Origin of the sequence: Pseudomonas sp. H1h, from assembly GCF_000633255.1 — a bacterium.
GTDB lineage: Bacteria > Pseudomonadota > Gammaproteobacteria > Pseudomonadales > Pseudomonadaceae > Aquipseudomonas.
This window is the reverse complement of record NZ_AYMJ01000030.1, coordinates 129,118-147,058: the sequence shown is the minus strand read 5'-3', so window position 1 is coordinate 147,058 and position 17,941 is coordinate 129,118. Positions and strand designations below refer to the sequence as shown.

Sequence of the window (17,941 nt, the reverse complement as noted above, 5' to 3'; positions counted from 1 at the left end):
CTGTTACGGCTGCGACTGCGGTTGAACCGCGGCCGGATCAAGCGGCTGATATGGTTGCAGAACGGTGTCGCGCTGCTCGCCCAGGACCCAGGCGAAGCCCGAATACATCACCACCAGGCAGACGAAAGTGAACAGCACCACCATCCACGCCGGCACGATGCGCACCAGGTTGCGGCGCTGATCGTTGAGGCCTTCCCAGTGCGGCGACAACTCGCGCGGCACGTCGCCACGCAGCTGACGGATCTGCCGGTACAGGGCGTCGCGGATGCCTTCGAGTTCGAGCATGCCACGCGCCTGCACGCGGTATTTGCCCTCGAAACCGAGGGACAGGCACAGGTACATCAACTCGAGCATCGGCAGGTGTTTGACCGGGTTCTTCGACAGGCGATCAAGCAACTGGAAGAACTTCTCGCCACCGAAGGTCTCGTTGTGGAAGCTGCTCAGCAGGCTCATCTGCGACCACTCGCTTTCGTTGCCCCACGGCGTGGTCACGACGGCTTCGTCGACCACGGTGCAGAGCACGTAACGAGCGGCCATCACCTGGCTGCTTTCGGCGCCGTTATGCAGGGCGCGCACTTCAAACAGCTTGAGCCCGGCGGTCAGGCGCTCGTTGAGCGCGTAAAGGTCTTCGCGGGTTTCGCTGTGCTTGAGACGCACCACTTCCGAAAGCAGTTCGGACGAGGCCGCCACCAGCGAATTGAGGCTGATGTTGAACGCCTCCGCCGGGCGCAGGCGCGCAGCGTAGATCATCCGTTCTTCCAGTTGCTCGAAGCGCGGTGGCGCAGCGAAGTCGGTCAGCGGACTCGACGCCGGGCCGTGGCCCTGACGGTCGAGCAGGACGGTTTTGTCGTCCTGGTTGTGTTCCATGTCCTTGATCATGTCGGTCAGTTCCTGATGGCCCAGAATTTCAGTTCAAGCTCGGCGAATTCGCCGGACACGTGGAACGCGAAGCCGCCGGAGCGCTCGAGTTGCGCCAGGTCTTCGGAACTGAGTTCGAGGATGAAGTAGGTTTTGTTCGAGTGGAACGCGATCTGCCGCGGGGCCACGGGCAAGGGTTTGACCTTGATCCCCGGCAGGTGCAGGTTGACCAGTTGGCGAATGCGCTCCACCGGGCCGACCTTGAGGTGCGCCGGCAAGCGTTGGCGCAGTTCTTCGGAGTCGCAGTTGGCACTCGCTGCCAGCACGAACGAAGCCGAGCCCAGCAGTTTGTGGTCGTGCAACGGCGACACGATGATGCCGTATTGACGCGCTTGCAGGATCAGCTCGATGGCGTGTTGCTCCAGCACCATCGACAGCACCTGACGAATCGCTTCCATCAGTTTGCGGAAGCTCGCGCCCTGATCGGCGTGGGAGTAGCGGCTGTCCAGGCGCGGGCGTTTGCTGTCGCTGGAGAAAGTCGCCAGATCGCCGAGCATGGTCAGCAGCGTGCGGTACAACTCTTCCGGGTGCACTTGCTCCAGGCCCAGGTAATGGCGCAGCAGCAGTTCGGTACGGTTGATCAGTTGCAGCATCATGAAGTCGCCAACCTCCGCGCCGCCGACCTTGCCGTTGGAGCGAATCCGCTCGGCAATCGTGTCGCCCCGGTGGTTGAGCATGCTGATGACTTCTTTGAGGCACGACAGCAGGTAGCTGGAGGCGTGGGCCTGAATGTAGGTCGGCACGAAATCCGGATCGAGACTGATCACACCGTCCGGCGTGGTGTCGAGCACGTCGCAGATCTTCAGCTTCACGTAGGCCTGATCGCTCTGCTGCTCGCCGAGCAACAGTTTGAAGTCCGGGCGGCCGCAGCTGACCTGGCTCGCGGAGTCGTCGCCAGCGTTGGAGTCGGCGACTTCGGCGTCATACGCGGTGTAACGCGCCAGCACGTCAGACTGCTCCGGACGGCGCGCTTCGATGTGGTTACCGGTGACCAACGGCAGCGCCAGGTAAATCGGCGTGTTGCCGGTGTTCGGCGGCACGTCCAGCGCCAGCGGTTCGGTGTTGCCGCCGAGTTCGAACAGGCTGCCGTCCGGCAGGATCCCCGACGCGGCACTGATCACCAGCTTGCCCATGTTGAGGAACTGCAGGTCGATCTCCAGATTGAGGAAACCCCAGGTGTAGCCACCCAGCAACTGGGTGCGGGTTTTCATCTGGTGATCGTAATAGCGATCGTTGTGCTGGAAGTGCTGCGGGCGCAGCAACATGCCTTCCTGCCAAATGACTTTATGGGTATTCATGTTCAGTCATCCGCCTTGGCGAGCGCTTCATGGGTGTTGCGGATACCGGCCTGATCCAGGGTCAGATCGGCGTCGGTCAGCTCCAGCGGAGTGACCTGAACGGTATAGCGCCACTTGGTTTCCGGCAGATCGCGATACGCGGCGAGAACGCCGACGTAGCGGCTGCCCTCCTCCACGCTGAGTTTCATTTCCACGGTTTCACCCGGGCGCAGTTCGAGTTCTTCGCTGGCCACCAGGTCCGGGTTGAGGGATTCCTTGGCGCGCTCGTAGAGGCTGAAGAAATCAGCGTTCTCGAAGGTCACCGGGTGCTTGAGTTCGAACAGGCGCACCACGATCGGCGAAGGACGGCCGTTGAGGTCCGGGTTGAGCTGATCGCTGCCGGTCAGTTTCAGGTTGATCTTGGTCACTTTCGAGTATGGCGACAGCGACGAGCAGCCGGCGAGCAGCACCAGCACGGTGAGCGCAGTCAGCGTCTTGAAAAAAGCGGTCGAGCGGCGAGACATGCGCATCATCCTTGGTGGTCGGTGTGGAGGGTGGAGATCAGGCGGATCTGTTCTTCGTAGGCCTGGGCGAAATCGCGGGCCAGCAGACGCTCGCTCCAGTCATCGTCCTGACGCAGTGCCTGGTGGTAACGGCCGAACGCTCTCCAGCGGCCGCCCGACGTGGCGATCAACGGCTTGTTGTCACGCTCGAAACGCAGGGTCAGCTGTTCCGGCGAGAAATGCTCCAGGGTGCCGCGTACGGCGGCGCGGCTCGCGGTAAGCAAGGCCACCTGATGCGCCTGCAGATCGCGGAACGCCCGAGAGATCGCCTGCTCGGCGGGCAGGTGCCCGGGCTTGTGCGGCTGCAACAGAATCTGCAGTGCTTCGCTCGGATCGACGGCGAATTTCAGCGGGTTCTTGTTGGTGCCTTGCACGGTGGTCTGGGCCAGACGCAGCTCGTTTTTCAGCTCCGAACGGGTGCGCAGGCTCTGCTGCAAGCCACCGATGCTCTGCCGCAGCAGACGCGCAGCGTTCAGTGCCAGTGCTTCGCGCTCGTCGTGGCTGAGGCTTTTGACATCGACGCCCAGCGCCGCACCGAAATGCTCCCAGAACCCTTCGCTCTGACGCTCGACGGCTTTCGGGGCCGGAGCAGGCTCGGGTTCAACCGGTGCGATCAGCTCCGGCACCATCAGGCTTTCCATGTCGATGCGCGCATAGTCGGCACGCTGACGGGAATCCTCGGGCTTGGCGGTCGGGGCCAACAGTTCGTCGATTTCCGAATAGACGCGCTCTTGCTGTTCGATCGCATTCAACGGATCAAGATCGAGAAACGCGTCGTCCGGAATGATGCTGCCGGCGGCACGCGGACGGCCGACTTCACCGTCGAAGGTCGCCGGGTCACGCACCAGTCGCGCGCGAATTTCGAAGTCGCCGAGCACGTAGGTGCTGCCGTGTTCGATGCGCACCGGTTCGCCCTTGTGCAAGCGTGCACCGCTGTCGCCGTCCTGAACCCCATTGCTGCTGGTGTCGGTGAGAAAAAACGTGCCTTCGCGGTAGCTGACAATCGCGTGGTGATTGGACAGATGACGCTTGCGGTCAGGAATGATCCAGTCGCAGTCCTCGCCCCGCCCGATCACGCCGCCGGCCTGTTTGAAGGTCTTCTGGCACAACTCGGTGGGCACGAACTGCTTGGTGTTCAGCATTTCGAAAACCAATTCCATGTTTGATGCTCCTTGCGGTCACTTGCCGCGATTGACCGCTTGCGGATCACCCAACGGGCGATAGTCGTTGTCGTTGAATTTGTAATTGCCGCTACAGCCGCCAAGGCCGCATAGAACGACGAGGGTCAGCAGGACAGCGTGCCAGTGACGAACAGACATCAGAGGGTCTCCAGGGGTAGACAAAGCACAAAGCGCCGACCCTTGCGGGCGGCGCTGAAATAAGTTTTTGAGGTGATCGCGAAGGCTCTACATCGCGGCCTTGAGCCTGACCACCGAGGCACACGAACTCCCTGTGGCGAGGGGACTTGGCTGACCACAAAGGCGGCGCCTGTTCCAGAAAACAGCCCTAGATCAACCATCGAAATCACCCAGGTTGATATTCAGGCGCCCGAGGCGGTACAGCAGCGTGCGGCGCGGCAAGCCCAGTTCGCGGGCGGCGAGGGTCTGGTTGCCGTCGTTCTTGCGCAGGCAATCAAGCAACAGCGTGCGTTCGACCTTTTCCAGGCGTTCGCGCAGATTCAGGCCGCTGTGGTCTTCGGGCATCGGCTCCATGCGCAGGGAGAAATGCTCGGCGAGCAATTCGCCGCCCTCGCACAACAGCACCGCGCGTTCGACCAGTGCCTTGAGTTCCCGCACGTTGCCGGGGAAGGTGTAACCGGACAGGTGTTCCAGCGCCGCGTCGGACCAGCGCACCGGATCACGTTGCAAGTACGCACAGGCCTTTTCGGCAAAGTGCCGGGCCAGATCGAGGATGTCGCCTTCGCGCTGACGCAAGGCCGGCAACTCGATCGGGAATTGCGCCAGGCGGTAGTACAAGTCCTCGCGGAACTTGCCTTCGCTGACCAGCACTGCCAGGTCGCGGTGCGTCGCGGCGATGATGCGCACGTCGATCTTATGGGTGTCGTTGGAGCCCAGCGGACGGATCTCGCCTTCCTGCAACACACGCAGAATCTTCGCCTGCAGCGACAGCGGCATGTCGCCGATTTCATCCAGCAACAGCGTGCCGCCATTGGCCGCATCGAACAGCCCGGCGCGATCGCGGTCAGCGCCGGTAAAGGCGCCTTTGCGGTAGCCGAACAGCTCGCTTTCCAGCAGGTTTTCCGGGAACGCCGCGCAGTTTTGCACGATGAATGCCTGGGAGCGACGCGGGCCACAATCGTGAATCGCCCGGGCGACCACTTCTTTGCCGGTACCGGTCTCGCCCCGCAGCAACACGGTGTACGGGCTGTGCAGGACTTTGCTGATCAGCGAGTGGGTCTGGCGCATCGCCGCGCTTTTGCCGATCAGGCCGTAACCGTTGAGACTCGGCACGCTGCGGCTCACCGGCGCCTCCACCCCGACGGGCTGGCGCAGGCGTTGCAGCAAGTGCAACTGACCGAGTACGAACGAGCCGAGCTGGCCGAGGGAATCGGCGAAACCCTGCAGGTCGACGTGGCGGCGACTGGCACACAACAACAGGCCCTCCACTGCCTTCTGCTGATTGACCAACGGCACGCACAGCAGCGATTGCCAGGTGCCGGCGGTGGCCGGCAGAAAGCTGGTTTCGTGCAGGCTGGCACCCAGATCATCCAGGCACACCACGCGGTTCTGGCACAGGGCAAACTGCAGCAATTGCTCGCCGTTGTAATCCGCCGGCAGGCTGGTCGCGGCGCGCGGTTGCAGCGCGCCATCGAGGCACTCGGCGTTCATCCCCAGGCAAGTGTGGGTGGCGTCGAGCAGGTACAACTGCGTCAGCTCGCAACCGCTCAGCTCGGCCAGGCCGCGCACGAAGTCACCCAGCAGCGCAGCCCCGTCCGCCGCGCGCGACAGGCTGGCGAACTGCGCCAGCAAGGCTTCGGCATAGACCAGTGGCTGCGGCACTTGAGTGAACATCACACCCACCTCAGGCGAACTCGCACGTCACGCTGGCGTTGCCGTCGAGCGTGGCATGCACCCGCTTGAGGCTTTCACCGGTAGCCATCGCATCGAGCAAGCGGTCGGCCACCAGCGGCAGTACGTGCTGATCCAGCAGATGATCGATCAGGCGCGCGCCGCTTTCGCTTTGGGTGCAACGCTCGGACAGGTGATCGACAAGGTTCTGGCACCAGCTGAAATCCAGCTGACGACGGTTCAAGCGCTCGCCCAGACGGCCGAGTTTGATCTCGATCAGCTCGCGCAACACCGGGCCGCCGACCGGGTAGTACGGCACCACTTTCATCCGCGCCAGCAGCGCCGGTTTGAAGTGTTTGCTCAGTACCGGGCGAATGGTTTCTTCGAGCAGCTCGGCAGTCGGGCGTGCACCGTCTTCGCAGAGGTCGCTGATCTTGTCGCTGCCGAGGTTCGAGGTCATCAGGATCAACGTATTGCGGAAGTCGATTTCGCGACCTTCACCGTCGTTGGCCACGCCTTTGTCGAAGATTTGGTAGAACAGGTTGAGCACGTCCGGATCGGCCTTCTCGACCTCATCGAGCAGCACCACCGAGTACGGCTTCTGGCGCACCGCTTCGGTGAGCATGCCGCCCTCGCCGTAACCGACGTAGCCCGGTGGCGCACCGATCAGGCGCGATACGGTGTGCTTCTCCTGGAACTCGGACATGTTGATGGTGGTGATGAAACGATCGCCGCCATACAACAGGTCAGCGAGGGCCAGCGCGGTTTCGGTTTTGCCGACGCCGCTTGGACCGACCAGCAGGAACACGCCGACCGGTGCATCTGGCTTGTTCAGGCCAGCCGCTGTGGCGCGCATCGAACGATCGAGTGCGTGCACGGCTTGTTCCTGACCACGGATGCGCGTGCGAAGGTCGGTGGCGAAACTCGCGACCTTGGCGTTGTGCTCGCGAGCCAGTTGCGCCAGCGGCACGCCGGTCCAGGCGCTGATCACTTCAGCCACCAGACGCGGGCAGACTTCGAAGCTGACCAGACGCTCCTTGACCTGCGCGGCGGTCAAGGCGCTGTGGGTTTCGTTGAGCTGGGCTTCCAGCGCTTCGACGCTCTGGCCTTCCTCGACCTCGGCAACGAGGGTTTCGATCACGGTGCCTTCAGCGTCTTCTTCCACACTGACGGTCGGCTCGACCGCGGCAGTTTCGCGGGCCTTGGCCAGTTGCTGACGCAGTTCCAACAGGCGCTCGGCCAGTTGTTTCTGTTCAGTCCACAGGCTTTCCAGGGCGACCATTTCGCTTTCGGCTTCGTCCAGACGCGTTTCCAGTGCATCCAGGGCTTCGTGGTCAATCAGCAGACCGGCCTCGGCATCGCGACGCAGGGCCTGACGCTGACGACCACCTTCGGCCAGTTCGCCGCGCAGGCGCTCAAGGCTTTCCGGGGCGGCGGCGAGGCTGATGCGCACGCGGGCACACGCGGTATCGAGGACGTCGACGGCTTTGTCCGGCAGTTGGCGACCGGCCAGATAACGCGCGGACAGCTCAGCGGCGGACACCACCGCGTCATCACGCAGGTAGATGCCATGGCTCTTCTCGTAGACCTGCGCCAGACCACGCAAAATGGTCACCGCTTCGCTGACGGTCGGTTCGTGCAGTTGCACCGGCTGGAAACGCCGGGCCAGTGCCGGGTCTTTCTCGAAGTATTTCTTGTACTCGGCCCAGGTGGTGGCGGCGATGGTGCGCAGTTCGCCACGCGCCAGCGCCGGTTTCAGCAGGTTGGCCGCGTCGGAACCACCGGCATTGCCACCAGCGCCGATCAGGGTGTGGGCTTCGTCGATGAACAGGATGATTGGTTTTGGCGAGGCTTTGACTTCGTCGATCACGCCTTTGAGACGACGTTCGAACTCACCTTTGACACTGGCACCCGCCTGCAGCAGGCCCATGTCCAGCGACAACAGCTCCACGCCCTTGAGCACCTGCGGCACTTCACCGGCTGCGATGCGCGAGGCCAGGCCTTCGACGATGGCGGTCTTGCCGACACCGGCTTCACCGACCACGATCGGGTTGTTTTTGCGCCGACGGGCGAGGATGTCGACCATTTGACGGATTGCACCATCGCGGCACAGCACCGGGTCGAGTTTGCCGTCGCGGGCCTGTTGCGTGAGATTGTGGGTGAAGCGCTGCAGCAGCGATTCGCCCTGAGCGGCCGGCTTGCCGTTGGCGGCCGGTTGCTCCTGTTGCGACAGGGCGAATTCTTTCAGGCGATCGATGTTCAACTTGGCGAGCAGCGGCTGATAACGGCTGCCGGCATAGCGCATCGGGTTGCGCAGCAGCGCGAGGATCAGTGCGGCATCTTCGACCTGGGTCTGGCCCAGTTCGAGGTTGGCCACCAGCAACGCGTCTTGCAGCCATTGCACCAGTTCCGGGGCAAACACCGGGTTGCGCGAGGCACTGTGTTCAACGCGAGATTGCAGCGCGGCGCTCAGTTCGCCGGCGTCGACGTCTGCATCCTGCAGCGCACGTGACAGCAAGCCGTTCGGACGTTCCAGCAGACCCAGCAGCAGGTCTTCGACGAGGATCTTGCTGCCGCCACGGGCCACGCAACGTTCGGCCGAACGTTCCAGGTCACGGCGGGTTTCGGCGTCCAGCGCCTGGATGAGTTGTTGCAGGTCTACGTTGATCATGGCTCACGTCCTTAATGAATTTTGCTGCCCAGAGTCACCACGCCGTCTGCTTTCTCGCAGCCCAGCCAACTGGTCCACCCCAGGCGACAGTCGTTCTTTTCACCAATGCGCAGTTCGCGGATTTCTTCCGGGCGCAGCACCAGGCGAATGTCGTAATCAAGCGGGTCACGCAGGGTGAACCGCACCAGCGCACAGAGCGGCTGGTAACCGAACCCGATCGGCAGGAATTCGTGGAATCGCTCCCAGTCGAGTTCGGTGATGTGAATGCGGAATTTGCCGCTGCGATCGCGCACCTGCTCGCCCAGCACCAGGTCTTCACCGAGCAGGCTGTTGGCGCGACCGAGACGGTTGCGCTGCTCGTCGAGGATCTCCACGCGACGCTCGATACACTGCTCGATGACCAGGTCTTCGTGCTTGAAGTAGTAACGCAGCACGGCCTCGATCAGCGCCGCCGAGTGCGCCCGCAAACTGAGCAGACCGAGGTACGGCAGCAAGCGTTTCCAGTTCAGTTCCTTGGCCTTGCGGATCTCTTCGCCGCCCAGGCCGATCAGCGCGAACAGCTGCGCCGAGAACGGATCGAGCGCACCGCTCTGGAAGCTGGCGCGGTAACGGTACTTGCGCCAGATCGGCAGCATCAGCCGTTGCAGGCGATGATGGAACAGGTCGAGGAAGTTGCGCGTCGGGTTGCCGTCTTCGCTGTCGCCCAGCGCCTGCTCGCCGTAGAACGCCGGCAGTGGCGAGCCGGAACCAACCAGCCCGATCAGGTTGAAACGCATGCGCGCGCGCATCTGCCCGTGCTCTTCGAAAAACTCCACACGGTCGACGTCGCTGCGCGGAAAGCCCAGGCTCGGGTTGGCCTGGAACTCCACCTGGTCGTACAGATCGTCTTCGCTCAGGTACGGGTGTGCCTCGCGCAGCCGGTCGATCACCAGCAGCACGGCCTGAAACAGCGAGTACTCGCGTATTACCTTCGTCAGCCCGCTTAAAGCAGGGGCTGCAGGCCCATACGTGGTGTCCATTGGTACACCTCTCCCTGTGTGCTTTTTACCCGCAGCTCGTGGTACGAATTGAGACTGGCGTAAAGCGCGAAAAACTCGTTAAGAACCGAGGCGAAAACGAACAGGTCGCCTTCGCCGATATACCCTTCCGGGTCGATGGTCAGTTCGGTGCGCAGACCCCGCACCGGCAAGCCCCGGTGCAGCCGGTCGACGTGCTGGTGCTTGATGTGCTTGAGGCCGCCGAGCAGGCGTTTGCTGACCTTCTCCGCGTGCTGGTCGTAGTAGCGCGGCAGGTCGTAGGTTTCGAGAATCACCTTCAACGCGTTGACGTCGGCCAGCGACAGATAGTTGAGCGACATGTTGCTGATCAGCTTCCACAGGAAGTCACGGTTCAGCGGTGGCGCGAAACTCGACGTGGCCGGGGTGATGTTGCGGAAACTGAGGAACTCCGGCGTCTCTTCGCAGGCCATGCAGATGTCGCCGAGCTTGAGCTTGCGCGGCAGGTTCTGGTTGGTGCAGATCAGCTCGATCGACAGGGTTTCATGGGCTTCGGTGTGGCGGATACCGAAGCTCAGGTAGGTGTCGAGGCCGTCGTGCAGCAGCGACGAACGCTGGCGGATGCTGTAGTGCGGGCGGCTGTTGGGCACGTCGAAACTCGGGTCGTGCTCGAACGATTCGAACGGCACGTATTCCTGATAACCGAGGCCACCGGGCTTCCAGCCGGTCACGGTTTCGACCGAGAACACGCCGCAGTTTTCCAGATCGAATTCCGCCGGCAGCAGCAGGTATTCATCCTGCTTGCCGTCGAGGCGGATCGGCAGTGCGTCGTGCGCGAACAGGTTGGCAATCGGCGTGCAGAACAGCTTCACGTTATCCAGCGTAGGACGCATGCGCATGATGCCGCTCTTGCGGATATCGAAGCGCAGTTCCAGGCCGCGCATCTGCTTGAGCGTGTCTTCGGGCAGCGCCTTGAGGATGTCCAGGCCGTTGACGTCGACGAACAGGAACTTGTCCTGGAAGGCGAAGTATTCCTGCAGGTAGCGATAGCCACGGAAGGTGTTCAGCGGATACGGGATCAACGCTTCTTCTTCGGCAAAACCCACCGGCTTGACCCGGTCACCGGGAATCTTGAACGCCATCGGCTTGCCGGCCACGCCATCGATTGGCTTGCCGGCGCCGTCGAGCGGGATCAGCTCGATGCCTTCAAGGTTGCGCAGCAGGCTCAGGTAGAGCATCTGGCTGATGTAGCGCTCACCGGCGAAGTGCAGGCGCAGTTTGCTCAGCTCCAGCTCACCGAGGTGGCCGTCGGCACTCATTTCCAGACGCAGGCTGAGCAGCGAACCGTCGCCCTTCACCGAGTAGTTCAGCGCAGCCAGATCCAGCGGCAGCACCTCGGTCGGGTAGCAGGTGCGGAAACGGCAGCGCACGTCTTCGATCGGCTTGCTTTCAATCGGCGTATCGCGCTCCACCAACAACGCCGGCCCCGAACGCTTCAGCGGATCGAACTGCAAAATACTGAACGCCGGCAGCGGGCGCATGTAGTTCGGCCACAGCAGTTGCATCAGCGAATGGCTGAGCTCGGGCAACTCGTCATCGAGCTTCTGGCGCAGGCGTCCGGTGAGGAACGCAAAACCTTCCAGCAACCGCTCAACATCCGGATCCCGCCCGGCCTGGCCCAGGAACGGCGCCAACGCCGGACTACGCTCGGCGAAACGGCGACCGAGTTGGCGCAGTGCGGTGAGTTCGCTTTGGTAGTAGTGGTTAAAGGACACGGAGAGTTACCTGTTTATCGTTTTTTTCAAGAAAACCGGGTGGGTGATCAGCGCCAAGGCGCTTCATGGGCAGAAAGCCCCGTCATTGAGCGTCCAGGAGCGAACTGCTTTCTCTTCGGTCTTTTCAACGCCCGCTATCGCTTTGCGCAACGCTTTCGCATCGATGGTGTTACTGGCCGTTGGACTTTTCAGCGTCAGGCTGTATTGGTCGCTTATCTGTCCCAATACGTCTTCGCCGAAGGATTGATAGTTGGCGATGGAGCTGCGTTCATTCGGAGCCAACATGAAGCTGCGTGGTTGGTCGTCGTAGTTGGAGTCGTTTGCCAGCGTCAGCTCCAGCGGTACTCCACATGTGTTCCGCAGGTACACATCATTGCGGTAGACCTGCTGTGCAGCGCATGCCGTCAGCGAAACGAAGCACGCGCAGAGGCTCACCCATCTCAACATAAAACTCTTCCTTGATTGTTTCATGGGCAGATCGAAGCCTCACGGATCGTCCACTCCCGTTGCGTGCCTTCAGTGACCTTCTTGACCGCAGCCAGAAGTTGTTGCAACTGAACGGCGTCAAGGGTCTTGCTGCCCGCAGCATCGTGGATGTTCAACTGATAGTTGCCTGGCATCCGGATCATACTCAGCCACATCATTTGACCGCTGCCGCATTCAGTTCCAGAACTGTTCCATCCTGTAAATAAACAACGTCACCACCGTCGTAACCGAGTAGGTTCTGGCTGGTTAACTTACGGCCCTCTTTAAGGTCGTGCTTTACCCAACCCTCAGCCCAGATGTCCCCACTTTCATAACGAATCTCAACGTAATAGGCTGGAGGATCTGATTTCGTGATTTCAAAAAAAACACCTCCATCCTGCGCCCCGCTCCAATGAGCATTAGGATGATCTTTCAAGGTCGGTACCTTTCCGTCAGAACGCTCAAGCAATGAGTAGGCTGCGATCCCCAAAAAGAGCGTCAGCGCAAATATGGAAACGAAAGTCCACTTCAATACCTTCACTTGGTAATCTCCAAAGTGTCGGTTGCGAAGGTGTAGTCCAGATCGGGCTCACTGAATTGAAACTGGGCCATGTAAGCACTTGGGACGACAACCCGCGTCCGAAAAGGAATCGAGAAACCAACCGCCTCTGCCAAATCCGTCGCAAACGTCACACAGTTATGATTTCCAAGATCATATTCTTGCCGTTTGGAGTTCGAGTTTTCCGCCTCTTTCGCTTTGAGCCAAGTAAGCGCTTGGTCGTAGACATGTCCTCTCAAAACAACCCCGGTGATATTTCCGGATTGGCCGTGCTCGATGGCGATGTGTCTGAGGGTTTTCTTGAGGGACGATTCAGTGATCGAACCACCTTTCAGTACCACGTCAGGAATTCGACCAACACGTACCCGTCCTGCCGGTCCAGGCCCGGGATAACGACCATATTCATAATATTTTGACTGACCCGTTTTTCCGTTAATTACGAGAACGCCCGCATGTCCGAGGTAGGGAGCTTTACCACCGGGTATCTCTATTTTTTTACCGAAAAACGTCGTCTGATAGCCGTCGATGTGGATTTTGTAGTCTGGAAAAACAACTGGAATAACGTAGTCGTCGTCACCCACCAAATAGATTTGAACCGGCGCCACATCAGCTGCAGGCGTCGTTACTACGGTTGTGACTTGAGCCGGTTGTCCCATCTCACTCTCCTCGCAAAAGCCAGTTCGGCTTAGCAGCGAACTGAACGCTTTGTGATTGAGCTTTTTGACCCAGGGGCTTCGAAAAACCCGCGTCGTCGGTCACTCCCTGCACCTGCGTCCCATCCTCTAGTGTCGCAACATAGGAGATGTTTTTGAGTGGTGCCCCAGAACCAGCGTCCAAGAGCTGAACACGAACATTGAACCCAAAAATATTCAACGGAATCGGTGGAACGAACGGAGCGGGCGAATGCGAATTACCGATAATCACCGTCCCGGAACCTGCCGTGACCTTGTTGCCGTGAGCACCAACCGAACCCACGGTCGCGGCGGGTTTGCCATTGATCAAAACCGTGGTCGCCAGATCACCGACCAACGCACCACCACACGCCGAGGCATCGCCTTGGCGGGCGGCCGCGAGGCCGTCGAAGAACACGTCACCGGAACCGGCGGCGATCGGGTTGGTACCGTGGCCAGGAAGTGGGCAAGCGGTGGGGTCGGATACTCGTGCTGCGGGTTTGCCAGACATCGGGATTCTCCTTAGGTGACCTTCACTTGACCGCTGCCATCCAGGCGCGCGGAAAAACTGACCTGACGCTTGAAACCCTCGACTTCCAGCAGGCCTTCGATGCTGAAGGCCAGACGGAGCTGGTCGTGGTCACGCGGCAGGGAAATGACACGCACGTTGCTCAGGCGCGGCTCGTAGGCTTCGATGAAGCTTTCGATGGCCAAGCGGGCCTGACTCAGGGAGTCGTGCAGGCTCAGGCGCATGTCATTGAGATCGGGCAACCCGTAGTCGGACAGCGTTTGCACGCTGCCCGCCCGGGTGCTGAGCATTTTGGCCAGATGGGCAGCCACCGACGCCATGGCAGAAGCCTCGAGGCTCCTGCCCTTGCGTAGTTCCGCATCGCCGTTGAGGCGTTCGAAAAGGCTGCCGTATCCGTCCATGAGTCGCTCTTACTCTTTGTCCAGCTTGCCAACCAGCGACAGGGTGAAATCGGCACCCATGTACTTGAAGTGCGGACGCACGTTCAAGCTGACGCGGTACCAGCCCGGCTCGCCTTCAACGTCGCTGACGATCACTTGCGCAGCGCGCAGCGGACGACGGCCACGCACTTCGGCGCTCGGGTTTTCCTGGTCGGCCACGTACTGGCGGATCCACTTGTTCAGTTCCAGCTCGAGGTCGGTACGCTCTTTCCACGAACCGAGTTGCTCGCGCTGCAGCACTTTCAGGTAGTGAGCCAGGCGGTTGACGATCATCATGTACGGCAGTTGGGTGCCGAGCTTGTAGTTCAGCTCTGCAGCCTTGCCTTCTGCGCTGATGCCGAAGAACTTCGGCTTCTGCACCGAGCTTGCGGAGAAGAACGCTGCGTTGTCAGAGCCTTTACGCATGGTCAGGGAAATGAAGCCTTCCTCGGCCAGTTCGTATTCACGACGGTCGGAAACCAGAACTTCCGTAGGAATCTTGGTTTCGATTTCGCCCATGCTTTCGAAGTGGTGCAGAGGCAGGTCTTCAACCGCGCCGCCGCTCTGTGGGCCGATGATGTTCGGGCACCAGCGGAATTTGGCGAAGCTGTCGGTCAGCTTGGTGCCGAACGCGTATGCGGTGTTGCCCCACAGGTAGTGCTCGTGGCTGTTGGCAACGGTTTCCTTGTACACGAACGACTTGACCGGGTTTTCTTCCGGATCGTACGGGTTACGCAGCAGGAAACGCGGCACGGTCAGACCAACGTAACGGGAGTCTTCCGAGGTACGGAAGCTCTGCCATTTGGCGAATTGCGGGCCTTCGAAGTGGTCTTTCAGATCTTTCAGATCCGGCAGGCCGGTGAAGCTTTCCAGACCGAAGAATTTCGGGCCGGCCGCCGCGATGAACGGCGCGTGGGACATGCACGACACACTGGCCACGTACTGCATCAGCTTCACGTCTGGCGAGCTTGGCGACATGTAGTAGTTGGCGATGATCGCGCCAACCGGCTGACCACCGAACTGGCCGTATTCAGCGGTGTAGATGTGCTTGTACAGGCCCGACTGCATGACTTCCGGCGAATCTTCGAAATCGTCCAGCAGGTCTTCTTTGGAGACGTTGAGGATTTCGATCTTGATGTTTTCGCGGAAGTTGGTGCGATCGACCAGCAACTGCAGGCCACGCCACGACGATTCCAGAGCCTGGAAGTCCGGGTGGTGCAGGATTTCGTCCATCTGACGGCTGAGCTTGGCATCGATCTCGGCGATCATGCGGTCAACCATGGCCTTCTTGACCGGCTCACCGTTGTTCTGCGGCTTGAGCAGTTCTTCGATGAATGCCGACACGCCACGCTTGGCGATGTCGTAGGCTTCGTCGTCCGGAGTCAGACGGGTTTCGGCGATGATGCTGTCGAGAATGCTGTACTCGCCGTTCTCGGCGCTCTTCTCTTGTGCTGCACTAGTGCTCATTGTGTTGGCTTCCTTGGCTACTGGAGTCTCAGGCGTCCGGGGCTGCGGCGTTCAGGCCCAGCTCACCGAGTACGCGACCGCGGGATTCGTCGTCGGCGAGCACGCCTTCGATCGCTTTACGGAACGCAGGTGCGTTACCCAGAGGGCCTTTGAGGGCCACCAGCGCATCGCGCAGTTCCATCAGTTTTTTCAGCTCAGGCACTTGCTCGACCAGGCTGGCCGGGTTGAAGTCCTTCATCGAATTGACGCGCAGTTGCACAGCCAGCTCGTCGGCCTCGCCATCTTCCTGCAGACGGTTCGGCACGCTCAGCGTCAGACCCAGCTCTTGCTTGGCCAACACTTCGTCGAAGGTCATCTTGTCGATGCTGATCGGCTTGCGATCTTCGATTTTGCGATCGTCCTTGCGGTGGGTGTAGTCACCGATTGCCAGCAGCTTCAGCGGCAGTTCAATCTCTTCCTGAGCACCGCCGGTGGCGGGTTTGAAGGTGACGTTGATGCGTTCCTTGGGGGCTACCGAGCCTTCTTTGGCCATGGCTTTTCTCCTTGCGGTTGTGGCCCTGGGGCCTATTCGAGTACCACTTCGAGATCGAGGTGGCACAGCCTGCGATAAATCTCTTCCTTGCGTTCACGCACTGCATGGTTCTGCGGCAACAACTCGCAGCAACTGTGCAGCAGGTGCAGCACTTCCAATGCAAGATCGGGCTCCCAGGCGTGCAGGCCTGAGTCCTGTAATGTCTGATCGAGGGTTTCGAGCTGGTTCTTGGCCAGTTCGTACTTCTTGGCCATGAAGCACAGCCGCGCGAGGGCGAACTGCCAGAAGAACCGCTCGCGTCCGCCGTGGGCCGATTGCAGCCCCTGCTTGAGCGTCTGCACGGCAGGCTTGAGGCCTTCCTTGCGCAGTAGCGGCAGCACTTCCTGCAGGGCTTTTTCCCAGGCAGGCTGGGTTTCGACGTCGTCGGTTTCGACCTTGCGTGGCGCGCTGGCGCTTTGCAGGTGCGGCATGACATTGCCGGCGATCCACGCCCGAGTGGACGGATCGGCAAACGGCGCGCCGTCATGGAAACGGCACTCGATGATGCCGGGCAGGCGCTGAACCAAAAGCGCGAAGTGGATTTCCACTTCGCGCATTGCCATCTCGGCGTTGAGGTTCTGGAGACATTCCCAGACCATCCTCTGGCCATCGAACCAGAACGGCGCCTTCGCCAGGCTCGCCTCCAGTTCCACCAGCAGGTCGGCATATTTGCCCTGATCGAAGCGATCCTGATACTGCTTGAGCTTGTCGACCGGCAGGCCGCGCAGCACGGTGATCTGCTCGGCGTTGCGCTCAGGCACCGCGTCGATCGGCAGCCAGAGCAAAGTGCGGTTCAGGCGCAGGGCGCGCAGGTCCGTGGCCTTCTGCTTGAGCCACCAGGCGCACAATGGGCGCGCGCTTTCCTGCTGGGCGCGCAAGGCCTTGTAGGCGTCTTTCTCGTTGTCGATCGGTGCGCCGGGGGTGAGCAACTGGCTCGCGGCCTGCTTGACCTGCGCCACCGCTGCGCCCACAACACCGGGGGCCGGCTGATTGTCGGCCGCACGCTGGATCATGGTTTTCAGGCGACGTGACAGCGGCAACAGCAGCGGCGCGTCGTCGCCCAGGTGCTCGGTGCACGCAGCATCGAGGCCGGCCAGATGCTCGGACAACTGCCGGAACATCGGCAGCTGTTCCTTGATCGCGATATTTTCGGTGAGCACCTGCTCCAGACGCGGCACCAGCCAGCCGATGGCAGCAGCACGGGTGCGGGGTTTGAGCGGGTGAACGTCGGCCCAGTTGTTTTCCGACAGATGGTGCAGCAAGCCGAGGCCGGCCAGCAGCCCGGGGAAGGATTCGCGCTGGTACAGCGACCAGGTCAGCCAGGCGCCAACGCGCAAATCCTTGGATTGGGTACGCAGCAGATTTTCGCTGTTTTCACGGATTTTCAGCCAGTCGATCTGCCCGCTTTCGTGCATCGACGAGGCTTTGGCCAGCTCGCTTTCCAGCGCCTCGAATTCGCTCGAGAAACGAACGTCTTCGCCCGCGAAATTCTCTTTGGAAACAGAGACTTTTGCGAGTTCGAGGTAATGGGCGGAAAGTTTGCTTGAGTAGGACATCCATGGCCTTTATTTAGGATTACAGTCATGCGCCTATTGGAATTGCCACGGCGCTGGACAGTATCGAAGAGCAGTAAAGCGACTCATCCAATTGAGATGTGCTCTTTCAAGTGGGCGCATCGTAATCACTATGATGGCCACTAGCAAGCATCTGGTTAAACAACAAGACGAAGTGTTCATTGAGCCGTGTAGGAGATCGCCCTATATGTGGCAGGGGAATCCCTGATAGCGATTTATATTGCATGCATTTGCCCTGCCCCCTCAGAAGCCCTGATCCAGAGCGGCCCGATTCCGATTGAGCGTATCGACCCGAACGTCCGTCCCATTACACGGCGGCAAGCATGACAACTCTCGAAAAAAATAGAAGTAGGACACTTCCGAAAATTCGCTGGATTTTATAAAAATCTACCGGAGACAGCGACCCACAATAAAAGTGCCATCAATTTGATGTCATTTCATTTTTTTGAAACTTTTAC

At 60.5% G+C, this 17,941-nt stretch carries 18 protein-coding genes; all 18 read right to left on the bottom strand.

Going from position 1 to position 17,941, the window contains the following annotated elements; genetic code table 11:
• Positions 1-3: 3 nt before the first annotated feature.
• Positions 4-879 carry a type IVB secretion system protein IcmH/DotU gene (gene icmH / locus U862_RS0123710; protein ID WP_008078709.1) on the bottom strand — a complete coding sequence of 292 codons (876 nt, stop codon included), beginning with the start codon at positions 877-879 and terminating at the stop codon, positions 4-6.
• A gap of 5 nt (positions 880-884) precedes the next feature.
• Entirely contained in the window at positions 885-2,216 is a 1,332-nt protein-coding gene (gene tssK, locus U862_RS0123705) for a type VI secretion system baseplate subunit TssK (RefSeq protein ID WP_025112684.1), read from the bottom strand.
• A 2-nt stretch (positions 2,217-2,218) separates the two neighbouring features.
• Positions 2,219-2,719 (bottom strand): type VI secretion system lipoprotein TssJ, encoded by a 501-nt coding sequence (tssJ, locus tag U862_RS0123700; RefSeq protein ID WP_025112683.1) that lies wholly within the window; start codon positions 2,717-2,719, stop codon positions 2,219-2,221.
• A 5-nt stretch (positions 2,720-2,724) separates the two neighbouring features.
• Positions 2,725-3,918, bottom strand: a complete 1,194-nt coding sequence (tagH, locus tag U862_RS0123695; protein ID WP_025112682.1) for a type VI secretion system-associated FHA domain protein TagH — start codon at positions 3,916-3,918, stop codon at positions 2,725-2,727.
• Positions 3,919-3,936: 18 nt separating this feature from the next.
• A complete protein-coding gene (locus U862_RS0123690) occupies positions 3,937-4,077 on the bottom strand; it encodes a hypothetical protein (RefSeq protein ID WP_003229566.1) in 141 nt (46 codons plus the stop codon).
• A 192-nt stretch (positions 4,078-4,269) separates the two neighbouring features.
• Entirely contained in the window at positions 4,270-5,790 is a 1,521-nt protein-coding gene (locus U862_RS0123685) for a sigma-54-dependent Fis family transcriptional regulator (protein ID WP_025112681.1), read from the bottom strand.
• A gap of 10 nt (positions 5,791-5,800) precedes the next feature.
• Entirely contained in the window at positions 5,801-8,458 is a 2,658-nt protein-coding gene (gene tssH, locus U862_RS0123680) for a type VI secretion system ATPase TssH (RefSeq protein WP_025112680.1), read from the bottom strand.
• A gap of 11 nt (positions 8,459-8,469) precedes the next feature.
• Positions 8,470-9,477, bottom strand: coding sequence for a type VI secretion system baseplate subunit TssG (gene tssG / locus U862_RS0123675; RefSeq protein WP_025112679.1), 1,008 nt, complete (start codon positions 9,475-9,477; stop codon positions 8,470-8,472).
• The gene (gene tssF, locus U862_RS0123670) at positions 9,441-11,228 is read right to left on the bottom strand and encodes a type VI secretion system baseplate subunit TssF (protein ID WP_025112678.1); all 1,788 of its coding nucleotides are present in this window, start codon (positions 11,226-11,228) and stop codon (positions 9,441-9,443) included. Before tssF ends, tssG begins: the two co-directional genes overlap by 37 nt.
• Positions 11,229-11,291: 63 nt before the next feature.
• On the bottom strand, positions 11,292-11,675 hold the full coding sequence (locus U862_RS0123665) for a hypothetical protein (RefSeq protein WP_025112677.1): 384 nt from the start codon (positions 11,673-11,675) through the stop codon (positions 11,292-11,294).
• Positions 11,676-11,695: 20 nt separating this feature from the next.
• Complete coding sequence (locus tag U862_RS30810) at positions 11,696-11,857, bottom strand: hypothetical protein (protein ID WP_157836083.1); 162 nt, start codon at positions 11,855-11,857, stop codon at positions 11,696-11,698.
• A gap of 11 nt (positions 11,858-11,868) precedes the next feature.
• Positions 11,869-12,234 carry a hypothetical protein gene (locus U862_RS0123655; RefSeq protein WP_025112676.1) on the bottom strand — a complete coding sequence of 122 codons (366 nt, stop codon included), beginning with the start codon at positions 12,232-12,234 and terminating at the stop codon, positions 11,869-11,871.
• The gene (locus U862_RS0123650; protein ID WP_025112675.1) at positions 12,231-12,908 is read right to left on the bottom strand and encodes a DUF6695 family protein; all 678 of its coding nucleotides are present in this window, start codon (positions 12,906-12,908) and stop codon (positions 12,231-12,233) included. Before U862_RS0123650 ends, U862_RS0123655 begins: the two co-directional genes overlap by 4 nt.
• Position 12,909: 1 nt before the next feature.
• Positions 12,910-13,434, bottom strand: a complete 525-nt coding sequence (locus U862_RS0123645) for a PAAR domain-containing protein (protein WP_025112674.1) — start codon at positions 13,432-13,434, stop codon at positions 12,910-12,912.
• Positions 13,435-13,445: 11 nt separating this feature from the next.
• Entirely contained in the window at positions 13,446-13,853 is a 408-nt protein-coding gene (gene tssE / locus U862_RS0123640) for a type VI secretion system baseplate subunit TssE (RefSeq protein WP_003229582.1), read from the bottom strand.
• A gap of 9 nt (positions 13,854-13,862) precedes the next feature.
• Positions 13,863-15,338 carry a type VI secretion system contractile sheath large subunit gene (gene tssC / locus U862_RS0123635; RefSeq protein ID WP_025112673.1) on the bottom strand — a complete coding sequence of 492 codons (1,476 nt, stop codon included), beginning with the start codon at positions 15,336-15,338 and terminating at the stop codon, positions 13,863-13,865.
• A 28-nt stretch (positions 15,339-15,366) separates the two neighbouring features.
• Entirely contained in the window at positions 15,367-15,870 is a 504-nt protein-coding gene (tssB, locus tag U862_RS0123630; RefSeq protein ID WP_003229587.1) for a type VI secretion system contractile sheath small subunit, read from the bottom strand.
• A 32-nt stretch (positions 15,871-15,902) separates the two neighbouring features.
• The gene (gene tssA, locus U862_RS0123625; RefSeq protein ID WP_025112672.1) at positions 15,903-17,465 is read right to left on the bottom strand and encodes a type VI secretion system protein TssA; all 1,563 of its coding nucleotides are present in this window, start codon (positions 17,463-17,465) and stop codon (positions 15,903-15,905) included.
• Positions 17,466-17,941 lie beyond the last annotated feature (476 nt).